The sequence below is a fragment of the Aquamicrobium zhengzhouense genome (assembly GCF_016124105.1).
Lineage (GTDB): Bacteria > Pseudomonadota > Alphaproteobacteria > Rhizobiales > Rhizobiaceae > Aerobium > Aerobium zhengzhouense.
This window is the reverse complement of record NZ_JADGMQ010000009.1, coordinates 66,114-89,843: the sequence shown is the minus strand read 5'-3', so window position 1 is coordinate 89,843 and position 23,730 is coordinate 66,114. Positions and strand designations below refer to the sequence as shown.

20 protein-coding genes are annotated in these 23,730 nt (G+C 58.7%); 4 read left to right on the top strand and 16 right to left on the bottom strand.

Annotation, left to right across the window (positions count from 1 at the left end; all coding sequences use genetic code 11):
- The 7 genes from IOD40_RS13260 to IOD40_RS13230 form a co-directional block, all read right to left on the bottom strand.
- On the bottom strand, positions 1-1,821 hold the full coding sequence (locus IOD40_RS13260) for an ABC transporter ATP-binding protein (RefSeq protein ID WP_198477041.1): 1,821 nt from the start codon (positions 1,819-1,821) through the stop codon (positions 1-3).
- 3 nt (positions 1,822-1,824) lie between these two features.
- A complete protein-coding gene (locus tag IOD40_RS13255; RefSeq protein ID WP_198477040.1) occupies positions 1,825-2,763 on the bottom strand; it encodes an ABC transporter permease in 939 nt (312 codons plus the stop codon).
- Positions 2,760-3,737, bottom strand: a complete 978-nt coding sequence (locus IOD40_RS13250; protein WP_198477039.1) for an ABC transporter permease — start codon at positions 3,735-3,737, stop codon at positions 2,760-2,762. Before IOD40_RS13250 ends, IOD40_RS13255 begins: the two co-directional genes overlap by 4 nt.
- Positions 3,734-4,717 carry a nucleoside hydrolase gene (locus IOD40_RS13245; protein WP_198477038.1) on the bottom strand — a complete coding sequence of 328 codons (984 nt, stop codon included), beginning with the start codon at positions 4,715-4,717 and terminating at the stop codon, positions 3,734-3,736. The genes IOD40_RS13250 and IOD40_RS13245 overlap by 4 nt, the downstream gene beginning before the upstream one ends.
- The gene (locus tag IOD40_RS13240; protein WP_198477037.1) at positions 4,714-5,673 is read right to left on the bottom strand and encodes a nucleoside hydrolase; all 960 of its coding nucleotides are present in this window, start codon (positions 5,671-5,673) and stop codon (positions 4,714-4,716) included. The genes IOD40_RS13245 and IOD40_RS13240 overlap by 4 nt, the downstream gene beginning before the upstream one ends.
- Before the next feature lie 108 nt (positions 5,674-5,781).
- Entirely contained in the window at positions 5,782-6,663 is an 882-nt protein-coding gene (locus IOD40_RS13235; protein WP_198477036.1) for a dihydrodipicolinate synthase family protein, read from the bottom strand.
- 27 nt (positions 6,664-6,690) lie between these two features.
- Complete coding sequence (locus IOD40_RS13230) at positions 6,691-8,238, bottom strand: ABC transporter substrate-binding protein (RefSeq protein WP_198477034.1); 1,548 nt, start codon at positions 8,236-8,238, stop codon at positions 6,691-6,693.
- Positions 8,239-8,371: 133 nt separating this feature from the next.
- Between IOD40_RS13230 and IOD40_RS13225 the strand changes: the two genes are divergently transcribed.
- The 3 genes from IOD40_RS13225 to xth all read left to right on the top strand — a co-directional run bounded on the left by IOD40_RS13225 (position 8,372) and on the right by xth (position 10,779).
- Positions 8,372-9,277: a LysR family transcriptional regulator gene (locus IOD40_RS13225; protein WP_198477033.1), complete on the top strand. Its 906-nt coding sequence runs from the start codon at positions 8,372-8,374 to the stop codon at positions 9,275-9,277.
- Between the two features lie 93 nt (positions 9,278-9,370).
- A complete protein-coding gene (locus IOD40_RS13220) occupies positions 9,371-10,006 on the top strand; it encodes an alpha/beta hydrolase family protein (protein WP_198477032.1) in 636 nt (211 codons plus the stop codon).
- Positions 10,003-10,779 carry an exodeoxyribonuclease III gene (gene xth, locus IOD40_RS13215; protein WP_198477031.1) on the top strand — a complete coding sequence of 259 codons (777 nt, stop codon included), beginning with the start codon at positions 10,003-10,005 and terminating at the stop codon, positions 10,777-10,779. The genes IOD40_RS13220 and xth overlap by 4 nt, the downstream gene beginning before the upstream one ends.
- On the opposite strand, the gene IOD40_RS13210 is transcribed toward xth, so the two are convergent.
- From IOD40_RS13210 to IOD40_RS13170, 9 genes are all read right to left on the bottom strand, one after another.
- Positions 10,780-12,540, bottom strand: coding sequence for an ABC transporter ATP-binding protein (locus IOD40_RS13210; protein ID WP_233713980.1), 1,761 nt, complete (start codon positions 12,538-12,540; stop codon positions 10,780-10,782).
- 8 nt (positions 12,541-12,548) lie between these two features.
- Positions 12,549-13,508, bottom strand: a complete 960-nt coding sequence (locus tag IOD40_RS13205) for an acetamidase/formamidase family protein (RefSeq protein WP_198477029.1) — start codon at positions 13,506-13,508, stop codon at positions 12,549-12,551.
- A gap of 8 nt (positions 13,509-13,516) precedes the next feature.
- Positions 13,517-15,133: an ABC transporter substrate-binding protein gene (locus IOD40_RS13200; protein ID WP_198477028.1), complete on the bottom strand. Its 1,617-nt coding sequence runs from the start codon at positions 15,131-15,133 to the stop codon at positions 13,517-13,519.
- 27 nt (positions 15,134-15,160) lie between these two features.
- The gene (locus IOD40_RS13195; protein ID WP_198477026.1) at positions 15,161-16,081 is read right to left on the bottom strand and encodes an ABC transporter permease; all 921 of its coding nucleotides are present in this window, start codon (positions 16,079-16,081) and stop codon (positions 15,161-15,163) included.
- On the bottom strand, positions 16,081-16,980 hold the full coding sequence (locus IOD40_RS13190) for an ABC transporter permease (RefSeq protein ID WP_198477025.1): 900 nt from the start codon (positions 16,978-16,980) through the stop codon (positions 16,081-16,083). Before IOD40_RS13190 ends, IOD40_RS13195 begins: the two co-directional genes overlap by 1 nt.
- Entirely contained in the window at positions 16,955-17,566 is a 612-nt protein-coding gene (locus tag IOD40_RS13185) for an ANTAR domain-containing response regulator (protein ID WP_198477023.1), read from the bottom strand. Before IOD40_RS13185 ends, IOD40_RS13190 begins: the two co-directional genes overlap by 26 nt.
- The gene (locus IOD40_RS13180; RefSeq protein WP_233713979.1) at positions 17,563-18,708 is read right to left on the bottom strand and encodes a transporter substrate-binding protein; all 1,146 of its coding nucleotides are present in this window, start codon (positions 18,706-18,708) and stop codon (positions 17,563-17,565) included. Before IOD40_RS13180 ends, IOD40_RS13185 begins: the two co-directional genes overlap by 4 nt.
- Positions 18,709-18,987: 279 nt before the next feature.
- Positions 18,988-21,492 (bottom strand): DNA translocase FtsK, encoded by a 2,505-nt coding sequence (locus tag IOD40_RS13175; RefSeq protein WP_198477020.1) that lies wholly within the window; start codon positions 21,490-21,492, stop codon positions 18,988-18,990.
- A 626-nt stretch (positions 21,493-22,118) separates the two neighbouring features.
- On the bottom strand, positions 22,119-22,481 hold the full coding sequence (locus tag IOD40_RS13170) for a DUF982 domain-containing protein (RefSeq protein ID WP_198477017.1): 363 nt from the start codon (positions 22,479-22,481) through the stop codon (positions 22,119-22,121).
- Positions 22,482-22,675: 194 nt separating this feature from the next.
- On the opposite strand from IOD40_RS13170, the gene bcsN reads away from it, so the two are divergent.
- Positions 22,676-23,626, top strand: coding sequence for a cellulose biosynthesis protein BcsN (bcsN, locus tag IOD40_RS13165; RefSeq protein WP_198477016.1), 951 nt, complete (start codon positions 22,676-22,678; stop codon positions 23,624-23,626).
- Positions 23,627-23,730: the final 104 nt, after the last annotated feature.

Sequence of the window (23,730 nt, the reverse complement as noted above, 5' to 3'; positions counted from 1 at the left end):
TTAGGCCGCCCGTTCCTGCTTCCGGCCGAGGACAAAATGATCCTCCCCGATCTTCAAATATTCCCTTGAAGGGGGCACAAATCCGGCCTCCCGGTAGGGGGTGCGGATTTCGTCATTGCTGATCTGGCGAACCCGCTTGCGCGTCGGATCGGCAATCGGCACCGCCGCCATCAGCTTGCGTGTATACGGGTGCTGTGGGTTCTCGAACACCGCCTGTCGCGGACCTATCTCAACGATCTCGCCCATATACATGACCGCGACCCGGTGGCTTATGCGCTCGACCACCGCCATATCATGGCTGATGAAGAGGTAGCCAAGGCCAAGCTGCTCCTGCAGATCGAGCAGCAAATTGATGACTTGCGCCTTGATCGACACGTCGAGCGCGGAGACGGATTCGTCAGCAACGATCATCTTCGGATCCAGCGCGAGGGCCCGCGCGATACACACACGCTGGCGTTGCCCGCCGGAAAACTCATGTGGGAAGCGGTCCGCCATTGAAGGTGACAAACCCACCTTTTCCAGCAACTTGCCGACGCGCTCACCAACATCGGATGCGCCTGCAAGGCCATGCGCGACCATCGGCTCGGCGATCGCATCGCCAACACGCAGCCGCGGGTTGAGGCTTTCAAACGGATCCTGAAAGATCATCTGCGCTTCACGGCGGATCACGGCAAGTTCCTGCTTGTCGGCACTGACAACATCACGCTGTTGAATCGTTACCCGACCTGACGTCGGGTCCGTCAGCCGCAGAATTGACCGTCCGGTAGTCGACTTTCCACAACCGGATTCGCCAACCAGTGATAGTGTCTCGCCTTCGCGCACCTCAAAAGAGACATCTTCCACGGCATGGATGTTGCCAACCGTACGGCGCAGAATTCCTTTTTTGACCGGGAAGCGCGTGACGAGGCGTTCGACCTTGAGAACAGGATCCGCATCGTTGCGCACCGTGTCCACCGTCGGCTTGACCGGCTCGATCTGGCCCGTTGCCATGTCGACGATAGGGAAGCGAAGGGGTAGGCTCTGCCCATTCATCGAGCCAAGCTGCGGGACAGCAGCGAGTAGCGCGCGGGTATAAGGGTGAGCTGGTTGGCGAAAGATTTGCTCGGTTAATCCGGTCTCCACCACGTCGCCTCGGAACATGACGGCGGTACGATCTGAAATCTCCGCCACTACGCCCATGTCGTGCGTGATGAAAAGGACCGCCATGCCCTCTTCCTGCTGCAAGGCCTTGATTAGCTCAAGGATTTGCGCCTGAATCGTGACGTCGAGCGCTGTGGTCGGCTCATCCGCAATCAGCAGCTTCGGCTCGCAGGCCAGTGCAATTGCAATGACAACGCGCTGACGCATTCCCCCTGAGAAGCTTAGGGGATATTCATTCAGGCGTTGCCGCGCTGAGGGTATCCGCACTTTTTCAAGCAGGCGCTCTGCCTCCGCCAATGCTGCGCGATGTTCGAGCCCGCGATGCTCCATCAGGACTTCGGTAATCTGCTCGCCGATCTTCAGTACCGGATTGAGCGAGGTCATCGGCTCCTGAAAGATCATACCGATCCGGTTGCCGCGAACCGTCTGCATCGCCTCCTGAGTAAGCCCAAGAAGATCTTGGCCCTCAAACAGGATTTTCCCGGAAGAACGTGCATTGCTTCCGAGAAGACGCATCACTGACATTGCGGTCACGCTCTTGCCCGACCCTGACTCGCCCACTACCGCGACAGTTTCCCCCTGGTGGATATCGAGATTAACGTTGCGGATGACGTCACGCCACTCCTTGCCTACCTTGAACTCGGTGGTCAGGCCGGAGATCGAAAGTATCGGTTCGCTCATGGCTCAGCCCTCCTGCCTTGGGTTCAGAATGTCACGCAGGGCGTCGCCGATCAGATTGATACCCACAATCAGCATCAACAGCGTGATACCCGGGAAGAAGCTGATCCAGTAATCGCCGGAGAGGAGATATTCGAACCCGTTCGAAATCAGCAGCCCGAGCGACGGTTCAGTCACCGGAAGTCCAATGCCAAGGAAAGAGAGCGTCGCTTCGAGCATGATCGCGTAGGCAACGCGCATCGTGGCAACCACGATCAATGGCGGGACGCAGTTCGGCAGAATATGCCTGAAGATGATACGCTTGTCCGACAGCGCCATCGACCGCGCTGCATCCGTATAGGCGCGCCGGCTTTCGACCAGCGCAGAACCACGAACGGTGCGGGCATAATATGCCCATTGAGTCACGACCAAAGCGATGATGATCTTGTCGACGCCCTGTCCGAGGATTGCCAAGAAGATCAGGGCGACGAGGATTGCCGGAAAGCTGAGCTGGATGTCGACGATGCGCATAAGCAATGCGTCGACGCGACCGCCCGCATAAGCACTGAACAGACCTATGCTCGCACCTATGACGAGCGCGATTGCTGCGCTGACAAGGCCGACGAGGATCGAGGTGCGCAGGCCGTACATGATCGCGCTGAAAAGATCGCGGCCCTGATCGTCCGTTCCCAGCAAATAGACCGTGCCGGTCATACTGGTGGAACTTGGCGGTAGCCGTCCGTCCATGATGTCCAACTGCGCCAGATCATAGGGATCCTGCACGGAAAGGACCGGGGCGAGCACTGCGATGAAAACAAGCACGCTAACAATGATCAAACCCGCCAGCGCAACGCGATCTCGTACGAGTGCAAGCAGCGTCCGCTTGAGCGGCAAGATCCGTTCGGCTGCGACTAACGCATCTTCCGAGTGGACCGAGGCAACTTTCCTCTTGGCATCGTTGCTCATCGTGAGCCTCCCTCAAGGCGAACACGCGGATCAACTATCGAGTAAAGAATGTCGACCACCAGGTTGATGACGCTGAACATGACGACGGTAATCAGCAGATATGCGAGGATGACCGGGCGATCGAGAACCCCAATTGCATCGATTATCAGCTTGCCCATGCCCGGCCACGCGAAAATGGTTTCGGTAACCACAGCAAACGCGATCAGGGATCCGAGTTCCAGACCGATGACGGTGATCAGCGGGATCAGCGTATTCTTCAGAACATGTACGCGCAGGATCCGCTTTTCGTTAATTCCCTTTGCGCGCGCGAAGCGCACATAATCGAGCTGCATCACCTCCATCACGCCAGCACGGGTCAGGCGGATAACCAGCGATATCTTGAACAGCGCCAAATTGAATGCAGGCAAAAGTAGATGTGAAAGACCGTCAAGAGTGAGGAAACTGACGGGAACCCCCAACAGGTTGACGGTGTCGCCCCGCCCGGACGCCGGAAGCCAGCCCAGAAACACACTGAAGATCATGATCATGATCAAGCCGATCCAGAACGTCGGCAAACTGAACCCCAGGATGGAGAACGTCATGATCAGCCGCGAGATGCGGCTTTTCGGCTTGAGACCGGCCCGAACCCCGAGCGGAATGCCGATGATCAGCGCCATTACCAGCGCGACGAAGGCCAGTTCCAGCGTAGCTGGCATGCGCTGGAAAATCAGGTCCAGCGCCGGCTGGTTAAAAATGAAGGAATTGCCAAGGTCGCCCTGCAGAGCCTTGGTCAGGAACGTGAAATATTGTTCCCAGACCGGACGATCAAGCCCAAAGGCGCGGATGACCTCCATCCGTTCCTGAGGGGTTGCTGACGAGCTCAGCAATACGTCGACCGGGTTACCGACCATATAGAGTCCGACGAAGACCAGGACACTCATGACGAAGAGCGTTACGATCGTCTGCGCCAGACGGCTGAATAGGTAGCTGCTCATATCGTCGCGCTTACTTTCTCGTTCCTAGACGGCGATTGGATACCCATCGATGCAATGCGGCTGACCAGCAACTGCCGGAAGCCCGTTTCATCGACCGTCCTGATCACAAGCGCGTTCGCGACATGATCGGATTTCCGATGGAAATCTGCCCAGGTATGACCTGCCGTTGGACCATCTCGGGTCACTCCCACAGCGGTATTCTTGCCTGCGAAGAGCCCCGGCTGCAGGAGCCAGGCGACCGTCATTGCATCATGGATAGGGCCCCCCGGCCGTCCAAACCGGGCAATATCACTGCGGTCGAACGCTCTCAGCAGTGCCGCCAAGCATTTGCCTGGCTCGCCCCCTCGACGCTCGAGCCCACGGAAGTCGTCCTCCGTAAACAGTGCCTGTAGCGTGACATCAAGCGAAAACAACACCAGCTTGACACCTGAGCCCAACACAATGTCGACCGCATGCGGATCAGCGTAAACGTTATACTCTGCCCAGGCCGTTCGGTGGCCCATCGCCTTGAAGGCACCGCCCATCACGACGATTTGCTCGATGCCAGCCGCGACATCAGGGTGGAGGCGCAGTGCCAACGCAACGTTGGTCAGCGGACCAATCGCGCAGATCGTAATCTTCTCGTTGCGAGCAGCAGCAGCGCGTGCCTCATTTGCAATGAAGCGTACTGCCGAGAGGGACTTCGGCTTCACAGAGGATGGCGGCACCATCTCGTCCGGGAAAGCGCCTATATGAGCGTACTTGCCAAACACCTGCTCGCGCACAAGCGGACCTGCCGCCCCCGCGTAAACGGGGATATCCTGCCGCCCCGCAATGCTGACCAGCTTACACGCATTCTTCACGCTTTCCGTCAGGCCGACATTACCTGCAACGACCGAGATCCCGATGACGTCGAGTTCCGGTGATGCGATTGCGAGCAGAATGGCTGCTGCATCGTCAACGCCCGGGTCAGTATCGATTATGATACGCCGAACACTCATGGCGCAGCCACCGTCTGGTAGCGGGAGAAACGCTCGAGAAATACGTCAATTATGGACGCTGAATTAACTTGCGTGACAATCTGACAATTCTGCTCCAGACCGGTTTTGTAAAACCAGTCGGCCACAGTCTGTCCCATGCACAATTCGCTTTGATACTCGACAAAGACACGAACAGACTTTGTTTCGAAGTGCTCCGGTGCCAAGAGCCAACCGATCACCAGAGGATCGTGGAGAGGGCCCCCGCGTGAGCCATAACGTTCCACCTGGTTACGGTCCCACGACATCATCAGCTCTGACACTGCTTTTGAGATGCGCCCGCTGACCGCGCTGAAGCGAGCGACGTGATCCGGCGTCAAAATCACCTGATGTGTGGCGTCGAGGGGAAGGGCGACGATCTTCAGTTCGCTCGAAAAGACAATATGCGCTGCATGAGGGTCCGCCAGAATATTGAACTCCGCGGTCAACGTGCGGTTGCCGGGCTCGCGATATGCGCCTCCCATCATGACCAATTGCTTGATGCCGCGCGCGATCGATGGCTCGATCTTCAGCGCCATGGCAATGTTGGTCAGTGGCCCGAGGGCGCACAAGGTAATGGGTTGTTCTTCTTGCGCAGCCAAGAGAAGACGCTCAATAAGGAATTCGACGGCTCCTGCAGGCTCAGGCGTCTTTGTCGGTTCTGACAGGTTGCAAGATCCAAGCCCGGTTGTGCCGTGGTATTGACCACGAATGGGTTCGCGCAGGAGCGGCCGGTGACTACCAGCGTAAACCGGAATGTCAGTGCGCTCCCCAAGCTCACACAGCTTGAGCGCATTTTGGGTAGAAGTCTCAAGCGGCTGATTGCCAGAGACGGTCGTGATTGCAAGGATTTCGAGTTCAGGCGACACGAAGGAGGCCAGAAGCGCGATCGCATCATCTATGCCAGGATCGCAATCAACAATGATCCGGGTCTTGAACATGAGGTCTCACTTCACTTGCCTAAGTAGATTGTCCGGCGCCCAGTCCCGCGGGGAACTGACAGCCGGACAATCGGGACGGTTGTAGGCTTCTTATTATGGAGGCAGGCGCTAAAGAGCGCCCACCGAGGCAAGCACCTCAGCAATCTCTGCGCGAGCTTCGTCGCCCAGAGGTTCCTGTGGTGCTATCGGGTTGCCCACATCAAAGCCCTGCAGCTGCAAGGCTGCCTTGATGCAGGAGGCAATCGAGTATTTCGCAAAGATCTCGTTGACCCGCCAAAGCGGACGCTGAAGATCCATGACGCGCGTCCAGTCGCCGGCACGCGCTGCGTCGTAAAGGTCAATGCTCTGCCGAGGTACAATGCAGGCTGGCCCCGCCATCCAGCCCACACCGCCAATCATCAACACACAGGCAGGGATATGCGCGGAAGCGGAGAAGACTTCCATGCGACTGCGCGTGCGCTCGATGATCGACAAGAGGCGTCCAGTATTTGTGGACGCATCCTTGATGTATCGGATGTTCTCCACATGACTCAGCCGCTCGATGACGGGCAGACTAAGATCCGACCGCTGAAATTGCGGATTTGTGTAAAGAACCACCGGGCGTCCGTCCGCTGCAGCGGCGATCGCCCTGAAGTAGGCCTCAACGCCTGCATCCGACACCGGAAAGTAAGCTTCCAGAATTGCCAGGACACCGTCCACGCCGGCCTCGACCAATGCTTTGGTTTGTTGAACCGCATCATTGATCGACGTGGAGGCGACACCAGCAATAACCGGAACGCGACCGCGATTTACGTCCACAGTGGCGCGCACGATGACCAACCGCTGCGCGTTGGACAGGTAGGCAAATTCGCCCGTACTGCCTAGCGGAGCGAGGCCATGGACACCCTGCGCTATCAGGTGTTCGACCAGATCGCCAAGGGCTGAGGTGTTGACCTCGCCCTCGGCAGTGGTCGGCGACACCAGATAGGGAAATACGCCGTGGAGCGACATCAGCGATTGCCTCCTTCTGCCGACGGCTTATTCAGCCGTCACGTAGAAGGGCAGGGTGTAACCGTCAGAGCGACCCTCATAGGAGAGGTCCGCCTTGGCTGCCCAGGTGTTGTCGAGGAAGAACAGCGGAATGATGCCGAGATCATCCATGGCGATCTTCGTTGCCGCCTTCAGCAGACCCTCGCGCTCTGCGTCGTCAAGCGTCTTGCGCGCCTGATCGAGCGTTGCGTCGAACTCCGCGTTCGAGTAACGGCCGCGATTGCCCTGGCCAGCCTTTTCGCCATAGGTCTCGAGCAACGGTCCAAGGATGCCTGAAGGCTCGCCTGTCTCGATCGCTGCACCACCCATGATGAAGCTGAACTCGCGCGCCGAAGCGCGGGAGAAGTAGACGCTGCCGGGAAGGGTCTCGACGGAGGTCTTCACACCAACGCGGCTGAAGAACTGACCCACGGCCTGTGCAACCTTGGAATCGTTTGGATAGCGGTCGTTGGACGCGTGGAACGTCAGCTCAAACCCTTCAGGATAACCGGCATCAGCCATCATCTTCTTGGCGAGCTCTGGATCGTAGACGTCTACTGCAAGCGCATCCTCGAAGCCGAAGTACCCCTGGGGAACGACCTGGCCCGACGGCGTGCCCTGACCATCCATCACACGATCAACGATAGCTTCGCGATTGAGCGAGTGCGACAGCGCCCGGCGAACTTCCTTCTTGATCAGCGGGTTCTTGCCTTCGGCATCCTTTGCGAAAGGCGCCTCTTCGCGATCCTGGTCCATATGCAGGTACATAAGGCGATTGCCTGTTGCCTTGATGACCTTGAGATCAGCTGTCCGCTCGAGGCGACGCGTATCGGCCGTCGGGATGCTTTCGATCATGTCGACGTCGCCCGACAGAATTGCTGCGACGCGCGCGCTGTTGTTCTTGAAGATGCGGAACGTAACCTTGTCCCACGCAACTTCCCCGCCCCAGTAATTTTCATTACGCTCGACGATGATCTCCGCGTCCGGGGTCCAAGAGACAAACTTGAACGGTCCGGTGCCGATGACACCATTACCCTTGTTCATCTCTTCGGTTGTCGTCTGCGCCTGCTCTGCCGGCAGGATCGAGATGCGGCTGAGGTTGTTCAGGAGGAGAGGGGTCGGGCCGTCGGTCTTGATCTGGATCGTCAGCGGATCAATCTCGACGACTTCCTTGATCGCCTTCACGTACGGCGCGAAAGAGCTTGGGCTGTTGGTAGCTGCCACAGGGACGCGCTCGATGCTGGCGATAACGTCCTCAGCAGTGAAGTCGCTGCCATCGTGGAACTTCACGCCGGCGCGCAGCTTGAACTCCCAGGTCGTCTCGCCCAGACGCTCCCAACTCTCGGCGAGAGCCGGCTCGATCTGCTGACGCGCATCCTGGTTGACCAGGCCGTCGAAAATGTTGCGCGCCATCGCGCTGTTTGGACCCACCACATAGAACTGCGGATCCATGGACGTCGTCGAGGCCGCAAGACCGACAGTCAGATCACGCGCCATTGCAGACACTGGGATGAATGCCACCGAAGCAGCCAACGCGGCAGTCGCGAGAATCTTCATCGAATATTTTCCCTCAAACGCGTCCAGTTTTTCTTTCCTGAACTCTTGGGAGTTGTTAGCCACATTCGAAGGTGATTAAAAATTGCTTTTTGCTTTGAGACCATGACCTAATGTTATGGGTGAGGGGGAGACGATGCGGCTCAAACCACGGCAATTGGAAGCGTTCCGCCATGTGATGAACCAAAACGGTATCACGGCTGCCGCTGAGACGATGAACATCACCCAACCAGCCGTAAGTCGGCTGATCCGCGATCTGGAAGATGCGGTGGGAATGACCTTATTCACGCGTCAGGGCGCGCGATTGTTGCCGACTGAAGAGGCCGTCCTCCTATTTGCCGAGGTGGAGCGTCTATATATTGGCATCGATCAGGTGGGGCGCGCAGCAAACGACATTCGCCAGCACAAGAACGTGGTGCTTCGGATCGGCAGCGTAACTTCACTCCTGCGTCCGTATTTGCATCAGGCAATCATCGATATCATTGGTCCTCGACTTGATCTTCCAATCGTGCTCGATGTCGAGAACAGCAGGCACATCTGGGACATGGTAGAGAAAAACCATTATGATCTCGGCATCGTGTTTGGGCCCCCTCGCAACCATCTTCAGACCGTGCATCTGCACAGTTCCGAAGCGGTCGCAGCGATGCCGCATGATCATCCGCTCGCAACACTACCCCGCATCACTCCGGCGCATCTTCGGGAGTACCGCGTGCTGACGGCGGGGCGAAACTCCCCGCTACGCAGCGGTTTGGACAGGGCGTTTGCTCTGGCGGAGGAGGGGCCCCTGAACACCATCGAGACATCGATGCGAAATTGCTGCCAGCTCGCGGCCGCAGGAATGGGAGTGGCAATCGTGGACCGTACCACCCTGCGCGCGGCAAGGGTCGATCTATGCACCATACCATTCACGCCGACGATCGAGATTTCCTATTACGCCGCGCGTCCCTCTGGCGGCCGCAGGATGAAGGTGCTCGAAGAGATCATCGACCACATTCGACAAGCGCTCGAACGGGATGAGCCTCAGGCACCGCCTCTTGGTTGAGTGACCCGTCAAATGCCAAAGACTGGTGGCATTCGGGAATGTCATCGCGAATTATTGCACTACATGGTCCTGGCTGAACAGGGACGGTTTTAGATGCAGTTCATTTTTGACGGCCCAGAAGATGCAGACGTAATGATCCTCCTGGCACATGGTGCCGGAGCTCCGATGGATTCCACATCTATGAATGCGATCGTAGACGCACTTGCACAAGAGAGCTTCCGGGTCGCTCGGTTCGAATTCTCCTATATGGCCGCGCGTCGCGAGGGCGGACGCAAGCCACCGCCTAAGGCTGAAAAGCTGATCGATGAATATCGCAATGCGGTTGCCGGGATAGCAGCCGCAACTCCCCTAATCATTGGCGGAAAGTCGATGGGTGGGCGGGTTGCTTCCATGCTTGCCGACCAGATGCACGCGGAGGGCGCAATCGCCGGACTTCTATGCCTTGGCTATCCTTTTCATCCCCCGGCAAAGCCCGATCAATTGCGGACAGCACACCTCGAAAATCTTTCAGTACCCACGCTCGTCATTCAGGGCACACGAGATCCGTTTGGCACAAATGAGGAGGTCGATCAGTACCAGCTCTCCGAAGCGATAAAGATCTTCTGGCTGGAGGATGGGGACCATGATCTCAAGCCGCGAAAGAAATTTTCCGGCTTCAGCGTGGCTGACCATTTAAAGACGATGGCTATGACCACACGCGACTGGGCCAATCGCATCACCGCAGGATGAGGATCGCGACATTCAACATCAACGGTATCAACCGCCGCCTAGGCAACCTCATTGCGTGGTTGAAAGACACAGAACCGGATATTGTGTGCCTTCAGGAATTGAAGGCCACGAATGATACGTTTCCCGAGAGTGCTCTGAAGGCGCTCGGATATGACGCCGTCTGGGTGGGGCAACGTAGCTGGAATGGTGTTGCGATCCTCTCTCGCGTCGGCGAGCCGGTTCTGACTCGAACGTTCTTGCCCGGCGATCCTGAAGACCTGCAGGCCAGATATGTAGAGGCTGCGATCGCTGGTATTCTCTTCGCGTCCATATACGCGCCGAATGGCAATCCGCAGCCAGGGCCAAAGTTCGCCTACAAACTCGCCTGGCTGGATCGGCTTCGAAAGCATGCTACCGCCTTGCGAAAGACTGGAGCGCCAGTCGTTCTCGCGGGTGACTACAACGTTGTCCCAACGGATTTCGATATCTATCGGACGAAGTCGTTGGACGATAACGCCCTGGTTCAGCCGGAAGCCCGAGCAGCGTTCCGCAAGCTTGTGGGCCGCTGTTGGACCGATGCGCTGCGTCATCTCTATCCAAACGAGAAGATTTACACCTTCTGGGACTATAAGCGGCTTCGCTGGCAGCGGGACGCCGGCATGCGCCTGGACCACTTTCTCCTGAGCGCGAACCTGCGCGATCGGCTGGAGAGCGGAGGAGTCGATCACGAGGTCCGCGGTAGGGAAGGGGCGAGCGATCACGCCCCTGCCTGGATTACCCTGCGACGCGAATGATCAATGCCTGGCGACGAGATGCCCGCCGCCGATATCCACCAGTTCGACGCGCTCTGGAGATTGTCCGACATTCCAGACCGGGCTCGGTATCTCGCCGGACAACCTGAGGCTTGGGCCGCGCTCGCGGCGTGGGTCTGGAACCGGCACAGCCGCCAGAAGACGTTTTGTGTATGGATGCTGTGGATTGCCAAAAAGCTGCGCGCGCGTTCCCATCTCGACGATCTGGCCAAGATACATCACGGCAACACGGTCCGAGATATTCTCGACGACGGCCATATCGTGGCTGATGAAGAGGTACGTGACGCCACTTTCTTTCTGCAAATCGCGCAGAAGATCCAGCACCTTAGCCTGGATCGAAACGTCCAGCGCTGCCACGCTCTCATCACAGATGATTAGCTTCGGCTTCAGAGCGAGCGCCCTGGCAATGCAGATGCGCTGGCGCTGTCCGCCGGAGAACTGGTGCGGATATCGGTTGTAAACGTTCGCAGAAAGCTCAACGCGCTCCAATAGTTCCCGCACCCTTGCCTTTTGTTCCTCGGCAGTGCCGATACCATGGATGACCAGTGGCTCCCGGATTAGCTCACCAATGGTCATGCGCGCGTCCAGCGCGGCCATCGGATCCTGGAAGACCATCTGGAGGTCGCGACGGATCGCTTTGCGCCCTCTGCTATCGAGCTCACCAAGCGCCTGACCGTTTATCTCGATGCGCCCGGTATGCGGGACCAGGCCGACCAGAGCTTTCGCCATCGTCGACTTGCCACATCCGGACTCTCCCACCAGTGACAGCGTCTCACCGCGGAAAATCTCGAGAGAGACGTGCTCTACCGCATGTACCCGCGCGGCAACGCGGCCCAACAGTCCTTGCCGGATCGGAAAATTGACCGAAACATCGTCGTAGCGCACGAGAACGTCGCGCGTTTCGAGCTCCGGCCGCGATGCACCAGCGCCGATCCGGGGCACTGCCGCCAGAAGGTCGCGCGTATATTGTTCTTTTGGTGCATCGAACAGTTCGATCGTGCCCGCAGCTTCTACCATCTTGCCCTTGCGCATGACGATGACGCGGTCAGCCATTTCCGCAACCACACCCATGTCATGTGTGATCAGGATGACGGCGGTCCCAAGCTCCTCCTGCAGATCGCGAAGGAGATCGAGCACTTCACGTTGCACGGTAACGTCGAGAGCTGTGGTCGGCTCGTCTGCAATCAGAACCGCCGGGCGCAATGCAATTGCCATTGCGATCATCACGCGCTGGCGCATGCCGCCCGACAATTCATGCGGGTACTGCTCAAGCCGTTTTTCCGGCTGAGACAACCGGACAGCACGTACCGCTTCTAGCGCGCGGGCCCGCGCTTGGGACACGGACAACGGTTCGTGCGCCCGGATCGCTTCCACCAATTGGCGTCCGATGCTCATCACCGGATTGAGCGCTGTCATCGGTTCCTGGAAGATCATTGCGATGCGCGCGCCGCGCATTTCCTGCATCTTCTTCTCAGGCAGAGTCGTCAATTCCGTGTCACCGAAACGAATGGAACCGCCTGTCACCCGTACAGCGGGCGCCGGCAATAGCCCCATACAGGCCAGCGAAGTGATCGATTTGCCCGAGCCGCTTTCTCCCGCAATCGCCAGCGTCTCACCCCGATGGAGATCGAAACTGAGACCTTCGACCAGCGGTATCAATCCCTGGTCCGAACGGGCAGAGACTTGAAGGTCGCGCACTGACAGGACGACGTCCGCCGCCCTATCGACTGTAGGAGAAAGCATTGCTGCGGTCATTCGAAGACGGCCCTCGGGAAGTAGAAGCTGACCACCACATTCGGCATGTCCACGATCTCGGAGATGCGTAGATCGCCGCACGTCGAGACAAGCATGTAGGCATCGACCGGATCCAGCTTCTGCGTTGCGCAGAGCAGATCGATCATGTTCGCAACCGCATCCTTCGCCGCGGCCCACAGGTCGGGACCGATACCGGTCGTGACCTCGTAGCCCTTAGCGTCGAGGTGGCGCGTGACTGGCCCCGGCGTCGTGAAGCGCGGCGTCCTCAGCGGTTGGTCCTTGATCAGGTCAAGCGTCAGAACGACATCGAACGGGCTTTCGATAGCGGTGCCGCAGACCTCGCCATCGCCCTGGGCAGCGTGCGTGTCACCAACCGAGAACAAAGCGCCCTCGACCTCGACCGGAAGGTAGAGAGTCGTACCGGATGACAGATCACGGATGTCAAGATTGCCACCTACACGGCGCGGCGGAACGACGGAATGGAGGCCGCTTTCCGCAAGAGCGTTGCCGATCGTTCCGGCAAACGGCTTCAACGGCACGCGGCCATTCTTGCCGAACAATGCTGGTTCCATGCTGGTGGCATCGAACTTCCAGACATTGAGAGCCGGCTCAGTAAACTGATCTGCCAGAAGCCCGAAACCCGGAATATTAGCGGTCCAGCCAAACCCAGTGCCGTCGCGCAGCTGCGGCGTGAAACTCTCGATCGTCACTTTGAGTACGTCGCCCGGCTTTGCACCGTCGACGTAGATCGGACCGGAAACGGGGTTGATCTTGCCAAAATCCAGCGCCTTCACATCCTCGACGGTGGACTGGGGGCCAAGCTGGCCCCCAGAACTGTCAAGGCACTGGAACAGGATCGTCTCGCCCGGAGCTACCGTCAGAGCCGGAGCAATAGAATTGTCCCAGCCGAAATGGTGCTGATGAGCGTGGATCGTATGGTTACAGTGCTTGCACATGATGTGCCCTACTCCTTGATGAAGACGTAGTCGTAGTTGACGGGGATCGAGACCGGATCAACGAAGAGCTCGTCTGCGCCGCCCATGCGGGCCGACTTCAGCGTGTAGCGCTGCTCGTTGAACACCGGCGCCCATGGGGCGTCTTCCATCACCTTCATGTAGATTTCCGACCACTTGGCCAGACGCTCGCCTTCCTTGGCCGGATCAACGATCGAATCTGCCAGCGCCGCGAGCATGTCGAGCTCTTCATTGCAGTACTTCGACCAGTTCCAGCCGCCTTCAACCGCGCCACCGCAGCCGAGGATCGGACCGTAGAAGTTTGCCGGGTCCGGGAAGTCAGCAATCCATGCCATCCCGCCGGACCAGATCATCGGAGCCGTTCCTGCGCCACCAGCCTCAATCACGTTCGCCTGCGCCAGCGACTTGATCGACGCGTTGATGCCGATTGCCTTCAGATCCTGCTGGATCGCCTGCGCGATACGCGGGTTCGGGTCGGTGTTCATGACGAACATTTCGGTCTCGAAGCCGTCCGCATAGCCTGCGTCGGCAAGCAGCTTCTTGGCTGCTTCCGGATCGTACTTGTAGCCCTCGTAGCCTTCGGTGTAGCCCGGCATTGATGGCGGCAGCGGCTGGGTGGCAGGAACTGCACGGCCGTTGATGACCTGAATGATGCGGTCCTTGTTGATCGCCATATTGACGGCCTGACGCACCTCAACCTTGTCGAACGGTGCCTGCTGCACATTCATGGTGATGTAACCGGTGTGGAGCTGCCCGCCCTCAACCACAAGGCTTGCCTGAGCCTCGTCCTTCATCACTTCAACGAACTTCGCCGGCGGAATGCCGTCACCCGGAATGTCGACTTCGCCATTTTGCGCACGCAGAAGCGCTACGACCGGCTCCTGACCAACTTCAACCGTGAAGCTGTCGAGGTAGGGAACGCCAGAGATCCAATAGTCCTGGTTCTTTTCGAACACGAGACGCTGTCCGAGGGTCCACTCGGTCAGCTTGAACGCGCCTGTCCCGACCGGCTTCTTGCCGAAGTCAGCGCCAGCTTCCTCAACCGCTTCCTTCGGGACGATGAACGAGAAGTTCAGCGCCATGACGTGAAGGAAGGTCGCGTCCGGACGGGCCAGCTTGAAGACGACTGTGCTGGCATCAGGTGCGGTGACGCCCGAAACCGTGTCTGCGCTACCCGAGGCTGCTTCATTGTAACCATCGATCATGGCGAAGAAGCCCTGACCTGGAGATTGGGTAGCCGGATTGACCACGCGGTTAATGGAGTAGACCACGTCATCAGCGACCAGCTCGCGGCCATTGTGGAACTTGACGCCCGGCCGCAGCTTGAAGGTATAGGTGAGGCCGTCGTCCGAGATCTCATAGCTCTCGGCGAGGCCCGGGCGCAGGGTCGTGGTCCCCGGCTCATAATCCATCAAGCCGTCGAATACCGACTTGATCATCGACCAATTCTGCCAGTCATAGCCGATAGCCGGATCCAGCGTGGCAACGTCGTCCTTATAGGTGACGATCATGTTGCCGCCGTACTGTGGCTCTTCGGCCTGTGCCGGTGCAAAGGCAGGCAGCGCCAATAGGCTTGCCAGCGCCGTGGAAAGGATAAGCTTCTTCATGTGTGTTACTCCTCTGGATTAAATGGTTCAGCGCAGCTTGATGCGCGGATCGATGAGCGGCGAAATCAGGTCGGCGATGAGATTGCCGATCACGATCCCGCAGGCCGAGACAAGCGTCACGCCCATGATGATCGGGATGTCGACGCGCTGGATGGCCTGCCAGGCGAGCTGACCGATCCCTGGCCAGCCAAAGACGCTTTCAACCACCACAATTCCTGACATGAACAGACCGATATCGATCCCAATCATCGCGATGATCGGCAAAATCGCGTTGGGGAGGGCGTGGCCAAGGATCACCTTGGTGCGGTTCAGCCCCTTGGCTCTTGCGGTACGTATGAAGTCCGCGCGCAACACATCAACCATCGAGGATCGCATGATCCGCGAATACCAGCCGGACCCAAGAATACCGAGCGTTAGCGCCGGCAGGACAATGTGGGCGAACGTTCCGTAGCCGCCGATCGGGAACCAGCCCAGCTTGACCGCAAAGACGAAGAGAAGCAGCAGAGCCACGACGAACTGCGGTGCTGACACCGTCAGGAAGCTCGTCAGCATCAGACCGTTGTCGATAGCCTTACCGCGATTGAGGGCTGCGATAATGCCAAGTGGCAAGCCGATCAGGAGTTCGCACCCGATTGCAGCAACAAGCAGCATCAGCGTCGCTGGGAGCCGCGAAACGATCAGCTCTGCGACTTCCGTCTTTTGCAGGTAAGAGCGGCCAAAGTCGCCCTGGAACAGATTCAGCAGATAGTTGCCATACTGGACCAGAAACGGCTGATCGAGGCCCAATTGCTGACGAATGCTCTCGACAGTCGCCGCAGTGGCTGAACGCCCTGCAATCTGCCGCACAGGATCGGCGGGGAGAACGTAGAGCAGAACGAAAGTAATGAACGAAACGCCGAGCAGGATCAGTGTGGACTGAATGAGGCGTCGCAGGATATAGGCAGCCATCAGTCACGCCCCTGCTGTGTCGGGTCGAGAATATCGCGCAGCGCATCGCCGACGAGGTTAAAGGCAAGGGCTAACAAAAGGATCGCCGCCCCCGGAATAAAGACGAGCCATGGCGCAGACTGGAAATAAGTCTGGTTCTCGAAAATTATGTTGCCCCACGAAGGGATCGGCGGCTGAACGCCAATGCCGAGGAACGACAAGGTGGCCTCCAGCAGAACGGTGGTAGAAATACCGAGAGTGCCCCACACGATCAAAGTCGGAATAAGGTGGGGCAAAATGTGCTTGAACAGGATCCGGCCATGACCAGCCCCGAGGGTCTTCTCGGCAGCGATGTAATCGCGCTCTGCGAGGGAAGAGGTCTGGGTGAAGATAACGCGCGCGGTCTGGACCCAGTTAACGAAGGCGATCACCATCGCAACAATCCAGAGCGACGGTGAAAAGATCGCTGCAAGGCAGATCGCCAGGAGAAGGGCAGGAAATGCCATCATCAGGTCGGTGAAGCGCATGAGCACGCCACCGATGACACCGCGGAAGTAGCCCGCCGTCACTCCAACAAGTGTTCCGATGAACAAGGCCGCCCCGTTGGCCACCAGGCCGATGATCAACGAGGTCTGGGCGCCGTAAAGGATTCGCGAGAAGAGATCTCGGCCCAGAAGATCTGTGCCGAACCAGAACATTTCGTTAGGGGGCAGAGGCGCTCCCTCGATGGTCAGCCCGTCGAAGAATTGTTCATACGGGTCATGTGGCGCCAGCCATTTAGCGAAAACGGCGCCGCCAACACAGATAACAATGATCGCCAATCCGATCAGCGCGAGCTTGCGCTTCAGCAGCCTACGCAGGACGGAAGGCCCGTTTTCATGCACTACCAAGGGTTCAGGCGAGATCGACGCGTCTGCCATCGTCTTTGCCCCTCTCATTAGAATGGTTCGCGACCAGCCGTTCGGCGGCGGTCTCAATCGTTACGCGCCAGGCCATTGCGGCCTGGCGAAGCTGGTCATAGGCCTCGGCTTCGGTCATCCCCTTCATGACGAAGATCATCACCGCCTGCACAATTGTCTGCCTCGCGGAGAGGCGGTTCTGCAGATCGGCGATCATCGCCTCCGAAGCATTCGCCCGGTCGAAATTGCTGCGTGCGACGAGCAGCGCGGCATAGACGCCCTTGTCGCTGACCGGCTTGAGAAGCTGCGCATGCGCGCCTACATCCATCGCCCATTTCAGACGACCCGGCGCTTCTGACCCGATAAGCGCAATCATTGGCATCGGCGACTGCCCCCGCGGCCACGGGAACTGCTCGTCATGTCCCATATCCGCATCATAGAAGATGAAGTCGGCACCGATCGCCTCAGCGGGCAATTCGGGCCACGCCTCACGGACCTCCAGACCGATCACACCGAGCTGCCGGACGAGACCTTGTACCGAAGGGTGCGGGCGGTGCAGGATCCAGGCGATCGCGCCGCCAAGATTTTCCGTCCTGATGCGACTCATGACACCACCTTCAGGATGGCGCCTGCTTGCGTGGGGCGCGAGCGGCTGGTCAGGTAGGGATCTGCGCGCATGGTGACCAGGCGCTTTATCTCCCGGAACCTTCCGCCTTCAAGGCGTGCGATGATCGCGGGCTGGCGCGCATGAAGATGCGTCGGATCGAGACGAGGGCTTTTGCCCGCCTCAGTCGCGCTGCGAAGCAAATCCGACAAAGGCAACCCTTCTGCGCCGGGACGCCCATGCAGCAATCGTGCAAGCTCATGCACGGACTGGCGAGCCATTTCGTAGAACGATCCGCCACGTGCGCCTTCCGGCTCGAACCATGGACCGGCCGACACGAGCCCTTCCGCAGCTTCTCCAGCCGCCTCAATTTCGCACTCCGTGAAATTGCAGGAGATTACGGTAGGTCGGCTGAACGACAAATTTTGCGCAGCTTGAGCCAGTTTGGCCATGAATGCGTAGGAGCTTTCCCCGACAAGTGAATTGAGGATGAAATCCGGCTTCAAAGCCTGGATGTCCTGGATGATATGATCCGGCTCAGTATCGCCGATCGCGAGATAGCGATCACCTAGGACCTGCCCTCCCGCAGCCGAGACGCGCTCGCGAGCAATCTGCGCCAGCTCCCAGCCCCAGATATAATTGGAGCCGACAAGATAGGAACGATTGCCCAGGTTGGGCAGCGCCCAATCCAAAAGCGGGAGGAGGTGCTGGTTTGGGCATGAATGCATGTACGCAACCCGCTCCGAAGCCTCGAAGCCTTCATAGGGAACCGCGTACCAGAGAACACCGTCGAAACGCTCCAGCTCCGGTATGACCTCCTTGCGGCTCGCCGAAGTGGTGCATCCGAAAATGTGTCTTGCGTTGGAACCCTTTAATATCTCGCGGCACAACGGCGCGTAGCGATCCGCGCGCCCTTCGGGGTCGCGCTCGATTACCCGAAAGGCGACATCGAGATTGGGATCAACGTTTACTTCTTCGACACCACGCAGCACGCCCGCACGGCTCGCGCACGCCAGCGCAGTGTACATGCCGCTGCGCGAAAGAAGTACCCCAATGTCTACCACTCGCTTCATGCGGAAGCCCAACGTGAAAAGCCCCGCACCGAACCGCGCGAAGACGCGGTCGAAACGGGGCTCGGATGCCAATATTTGAAGGCAGTCTAGCGCTGAGTTCCGATCTTTGGAAGGACTATTGCGCGGGGACGCAATTTTCGCGGCGGATTTGGCGCTCTACTTCTAAACCACGCACAAAGTTGCGCAGATGCACATTCCGCCTCGCCAATGTGCTCAAATGACGGGCAGAGGATACTCGTGTTGAAGGGCTCGGTGGCGACCTTGTCCACAGGCTGGGGACACGAACCTGTCATAAAACAGAAAACGGCGGGTCACCCCCGCCGTTTTCGTCGAAACCTTCAATGAGGAAAGCTAGGCTCGACCACCGAGGATCTCGCGCTTCCCGACATGGTTGGGCGCACCGACAAGGCCCTCTTGTTCCATGCGCTCCACAAGAGAGGCGGCACGATTATATCCAATCCCCAGGCGGCGCTGGATGTACGAGGTCGAGCACTTCTTGTCGCGAAGAACGATCTTCACCGCCTCTTCGAACATCGCATCGGGATTGTCCTCTGAAGCCAGCGCGCTCTTGTCGAACACCGGCGCGTCGTCGACCTCTTCGACCTCATCCTCTTCATCCGCGGTAACGGTGTCGAGATATTCCGGGCGGCCCTGCAGCTTCAGATGTGCAACGACACGCTCGACTTCCTCGTCTGAAACAAAAGGTCCGTGCACGCGGGAGATCCTCCCCCCGCCAGCTGTGTGCAGCATGTCTCCCTGGCCAAGCAGCTGTTCGGCACCCTGCTCACCCAATATCGTTCGGCTATCGATTTTCGACGTTACCTGGAACGAAATGCGCGTCGGGAAATTCGCCTTGATGGTGCCGGTGATCACATCAACCGAAGGACGCTGTGTAGCCATGATGAGATGGATACCAGCAGCACGCGCCATCTGAGCCAGACGCTGAATCGCTCCCTCGATCTCCTTACCAGCGACCATCATCAGGTCTGCCATCTCGTCGACGATGACGACGATATACGGCATTGGCGTCAGATCGATTTCCTGATCCTCATAAAGCGGCTCGCCGGTTCCCTTTTCGAAGCCAGTCTGAACCTGCATGGTGACAACTTCGCCCTTGTCGCGCGCGATTGCCGCACGCTGGTTGAAGCCGTCAATATTCCGAACACCGAGCCGCGCCATCTTGCGATAGCGGTCTTCCATCTCACGCACCGCCCACTTCAGCGCGGTCACGGCCTTCTTCGGATCGGTGACGACCGGCGTGAGGAGATGCGGGATGCCGTCATAAACGGACAATTCAAGCATCTTCGGATCAACCATGATCAGGCGGCACTCTTCCGGCTTGAGGCGGTAGAGCAGCGACAAGATCATCGTATTGATCGCGACCGATTTGCCGGACCCAGTCGTGCCGGCAACAAGCAGGTGGGGCATTTTCGCGAGCTCGGCGATCACCGGCTCACCGCCAATGGTCTTTCCAAGGCACAGCGCCAACTTGTAGCTGCTGTCCTTGTACCCTTCACTCTCGATGAGCTCGCGGAAATATACGGTCTCGCGGCTTTCGTTGGGCAGCTCGATACCGATGACGTTCCGGCCAGGAATGACCGCAACACGTGCGGAGATGGCTGACATTGACCGCGCAATGTCTTCAGTGAGGCCGATGACTCGGCTTGATTTTACACCCGGCGCTGGCTCGAACTCATAGAGCGTGACCACCGGTCCCGGATTGACGTTGATGATTTCACCACGAACGCCGAAATCCTGCAGGACGGTTTCCAGGAGGTCGGCATTTTGTTCCAGCCTCTCCTGCGACATATAGAAACCCTGACCTTCCGGCGGCAATTGCAAGAATTCCGGTGTCGGGAACTCATAGTCGCCACCGAAATTTGCAGCAGACACCGCGCCTGCCAGGGGAAGCGAGGGCGCACGTAGCGGCGTGACTACGGAGGATAGCGTCTGTGGCTGCTTCGGAGTGGAGGAGGAAGCCGCTTCGTGACGTGCTGCCGCTACTTCAACCTCAGGCTCGGTCTGCGAAACGGAAGAACTTTCCGTTTGCGGCTCGGTTGCTTCCGCAAATGACCGCTCTGCAACAGCACATTCGATCACCCGATAAAGAGATGCGATGTCAACGGGCTGCATTGGCACCACCTGAGCTACGTGCGCAGGCTTTTCCGCGACAACCTCAACCGGCTTACAAACGTCCTCGGCCGCGATCGCATCTGGCTCGGCTTCAGGAACGACCAGCGTAGGCGCTCCGAGCTCAAAGAATGCGAAATCAGAGAGATAAGACAGCTGATTATCGGAAGGGACGATATTGACCGGCTCGGTTGCGCTCGGCTTAACCTCTTCTACCGCCGCGGGCGCTGCGGGTTCCGCGGCCTGCACAACTGGCTGATCCTGCGGATAGACGCGTGTCGGGTTTGCCGGAGTAGCGGGCGGGGCGGGTGTCACTACCGTCGACGCGACCTGCCGAAGCGGGACTAAAGGAGCAGCATCTTCATTTGCGACCGCAACGACATGCGAAACCCCTTCAGGCGCGGCCGCTTCAACCAGTGGCTCGATTGGTACGTCCTGAACTGGAGCCACCGGAATCATGGTCCGGGCGGGGATGTTTGGCGCTGCACCTGACGTGACAAGGCTCGCCTGAGGCGCGGGCTCGGGCTTAACTTCGTCGGTGGTTTTCCTCAGCATCCGATCGGGCGTGCGCGTGAACCGCACGTTCGGCGCGATGTAAAAATGGTTGTCCCATGCGGGAGGCTGGTCGTCTGCATGGCCTTGCGACGCCTCGCCCCTCGGCAAGTGCGTGTCATTCCGCGAGACGATTTCCAACGGAGTGGACCTGGGTGAACGCATGGACGACATACTCAAAGACTCACGACTGGATTGGCACTACGAGGGATAGGAAACGTTGGTTAACAGGTCCTTCCAAAATCGGTAAAAGTGATGAGATCGCGGTCAAATCGCCGGCTCTGGAGCGGATGACGTAACGTAAACTCGTCAATGCCTGACCGCACAGCTTCGGACTTGAGCAGTTCAAAGCAGTTCCGTCATTCGACGATGCGGCGGATGCTCTCGCAGCGATCGAAACGCCACGAATGAAACAAAGGTGGGGCCGCGTGGCCCCACACCAGCCTGCAGCACAGGCGTCAGACTTCCCAAGACGCGAGCCCTAAAGGCGTCAACCTGAAGCTCGGCAAACTGATCTAAAATCAGCCGCCGGTCGCCCGAACCGATCGTGGAGGTGCGCTATGCGTCTCACCGCTCGGGTCCGCAAAAAGATGATCTGGCGGACTATCAATAGGGCCGTATGCATTGCGGCAGTACGGACATTTAGTTGCAGCCTTCGGTCGGTGCGTATGACACGAAGGGCAGTACAACGAGCGGGACACCTTCAACCTCCACGTGAAAACAAGGGCGTGATCGCAATCATTGCGTCAACGCGATCCTGTTGCCGCCTGATTGTCACCAAATTGGGGCAGAGAATGAGGCTAGCGCCCCGCTCTTGCACCAGAATGGCGAATTCGCCTTGCGGGCTGTTTTTTCAGATGATTTTGGGCACTCGTCGGACCTGAAAAGCCCCACCGCTGGACGGTCCGGGTCCGCTTGCCAACCGGCAGGAGCCCCGCAGCCTCCGCCGCGCGCAAAAAGCTGCGCTGTGCGTCCACACCGGTCCGCCAGCCATCCAGCGAATCGCGACACGTTGTAACGGCGCTGCGCCAGCGGCGCCCGCGCGCCCATTCAGGCCATTCGCGCTCCAGACACTCCAGAGTCTCAAAACTCGTCGACACCTGGCGCTCGCCACGACCAGCCATGCGCAACAGAACAGGGGTCGGGAATGCAACGTCAGTCATTACTTCCTCTCAAAAACCAGATCGACAGAGCAAGCAACGGAGGGCAACGCCCACCAACATCTGATCTTGGTTGCGCAGGGTGACACTTCAAGGCCACACCTCCCCGCAACTAGCGCGCAGGTTGCATAAGGGCTTCCGCGTATGGTTAACACGCGCTAAGTATTTTGGCAGCAAGGGTCGATCTGATTCGCATTATGTCAGCTGATATTTTCATCCTACGAGGATCCAAGGTCGCAACCGCGATTGTTCGCCCGGTCGCGGCCATTGCGCTAGCCACTGCGTGCATCGCGCTCGCCGCTTGCGCCCAGCAACCAGTTCGACTTGAAGAATCGGCCTTGAGCCGCGAACGTGAGATCACTGATGCCATGGCTCTTCCTCCACCTGGAGGACCGGCTGTTATTGGCGTCGTGGAGCGCGTGTTCGCTAACGCGATCCAGCAAGAGATCGTACTGTCGACCTCCGCAAAAGTACCCGGACAGAACACGCTTCAGATTCAGTTTTTCGGGCCAGTCGGCTCAAGCGGTGGCGACACACCTCTGAGCGATACCCCTCCGTCCGAAAGCGTCGTCGCGCGCGAGATGCGCCATGCACTGCCGGGCATCCGGATGGTCCGGTCTCCACTCTACGTCCAAAATAGCTACGGCCCGTTCGGCTACGCCACCGGCCGGTCCCATTCCGGCGATCTGTGCCTTTACGCCTGGCAACGCATTTCGGGATTGAAGTCGGACGCAAGTCTGGCAACACGCGGATCCGTTCAGGTAAGGCTCCGGCTTTGTCAAACCGGAGCGACCGAGGATGGCTTGCTCGCCGTCATGTACGGGTACACGATCAACAGCGCCTTCGCTGGGTACACATGGAACCCGTACGGGACGGTCCCCGCTGCCGACCCGCGCCTTGGCGTTACCGGGCAGCCGATCCATCCTCGCGGATTGTCAGGCTCGGAGCTGATCACGGTATCCGCTCCGCGTGACCTATCCGCGCCACGACCGACCCGACGTCCCCAACCAGCTGCGGCGGCGGTTGTGACATCCGCTCCCGCTCTGCCTCCGGTCCCCGTAAACGCGCCGGTGGTTCCGCTTCCCCCCGCGCTTTCTTCGACACAGACAACGCCGCAGGTTCCTGCCCCGCCTGTAATCGAAGAATAATTTGCGACGGCACCATGGTCAGTTACCAGCTGTTAACCATGGTAGGGTTTGGAAGGCATCCAGACAATTGGCCGGCAGGTATCTTAAATCCACTTGTCTCATGT

What these genes read in the sequence shown, in the direction of transcription:
- IOD40_RS13260 (WP_198477041.1), bottom strand. Translation starts at nt 1,821, where the DNA reads ATGAGCGAACCGATACTTTCGATCTCCGGCCTGACCACCGAGTTCAAG.
- IOD40_RS13255 (WP_198477040.1), bottom strand. Translation starts at nt 2,763, where the DNA reads ATGAGCAACGATGCCAAGAGGAAAGTTGCCTCGGTCCACTCGGAAGAT.
- IOD40_RS13250 (WP_198477039.1), bottom strand. Translation starts at nt 3,737, where the DNA reads ATGAGCAGCTACCTATTCAGCCGTCTGGCGCAGACGATCGTAACGCTC.
- IOD40_RS13245 (WP_198477038.1), bottom strand. Translation starts at nt 4,717, where the DNA reads ATGAGTGTTCGGCGTATCATAATCGATACTGACCCGGGCGTTGACGAT.
- IOD40_RS13240 (WP_198477037.1), bottom strand. Translation starts at nt 5,673, where the DNA reads ATGTTCAAGACCCGGATCATTGTTGATTGCGATCCTGGCATAGATGAT.
- IOD40_RS13235 (WP_198477036.1), bottom strand. Translation starts at nt 6,663, where the DNA reads ATGTCGCTCCACGGCGTATTTCCCTATCTGGTGTCGCCGACCACTGCC.
- IOD40_RS13230 (WP_198477034.1), bottom strand. Translation starts at nt 8,238, where the DNA reads ATGAAGATTCTCGCGACTGCCGCGTTGGCTGCTTCGGTGGCATTCATC.
- IOD40_RS13225 (WP_198477033.1), top strand. Translation starts at nt 8,372, where the DNA reads ATGCGGCTCAAACCACGGCAATTGGAAGCGTTCCGCCATGTGATGAAC.
- IOD40_RS13220 (WP_198477032.1), top strand. Translation starts at nt 9,371, where the DNA reads ATGCAGTTCATTTTTGACGGCCCAGAAGATGCAGACGTAATGATCCTC.
- xth (WP_198477031.1), top strand. Translation starts at nt 10,003, where the DNA reads ATGAGGATCGCGACATTCAACATCAACGGTATCAACCGCCGCCTAGGC.
- IOD40_RS13210 (WP_233713980.1), bottom strand. Translation starts at nt 12,540, where the DNA reads ATGCTTTCTCCTACAGTCGATAGGGCGGCGGACGTCGTCCTGTCAGTG.
- IOD40_RS13205 (WP_198477029.1), bottom strand. Translation starts at nt 13,508, where the DNA reads ATGTGCAAGCACTGTAACCATACGATCCACGCTCATCAGCACCATTTC.
- IOD40_RS13200 (WP_198477028.1), bottom strand. Translation starts at nt 15,133, where the DNA reads ATGAAGAAGCTTATCCTTTCCACGGCGCTGGCAAGCCTATTGGCGCTG.
- IOD40_RS13195 (WP_198477026.1), bottom strand. Translation starts at nt 16,081, where the DNA reads ATGGCTGCCTATATCCTGCGACGCCTCATTCAGTCCACACTGATCCTG.
- IOD40_RS13190 (WP_198477025.1), bottom strand. Translation starts at nt 16,980, where the DNA reads ATGGCAGACGCGTCGATCTCGCCTGAACCCTTGGTAGTGCATGAAAAC.
- IOD40_RS13185 (WP_198477023.1), bottom strand. Translation starts at nt 17,566, where the DNA reads ATGAGTCGCATCAGGACGGAAAATCTTGGCGGCGCGATCGCCTGGATC.
- IOD40_RS13175 (WP_198477020.1), bottom strand. Translation starts at nt 21,492, where the DNA reads ATGTCGTCCATGCGTTCACCCAGGTCCACTCCGTTGGAAATCGTCTCG.
- IOD40_RS13170 (WP_198477017.1), bottom strand. Translation starts at nt 22,481, where the DNA reads ATGACTGACGTTGCATTCCCGACCCCTGTTCTGTTGCGCATGGCTGGT.
- bcsN (WP_198477016.1), top strand. Translation starts at nt 22,676, where the DNA reads ATGTCAGCTGATATTTTCATCCTACGAGGATCCAAGGTCGCAACCGCG.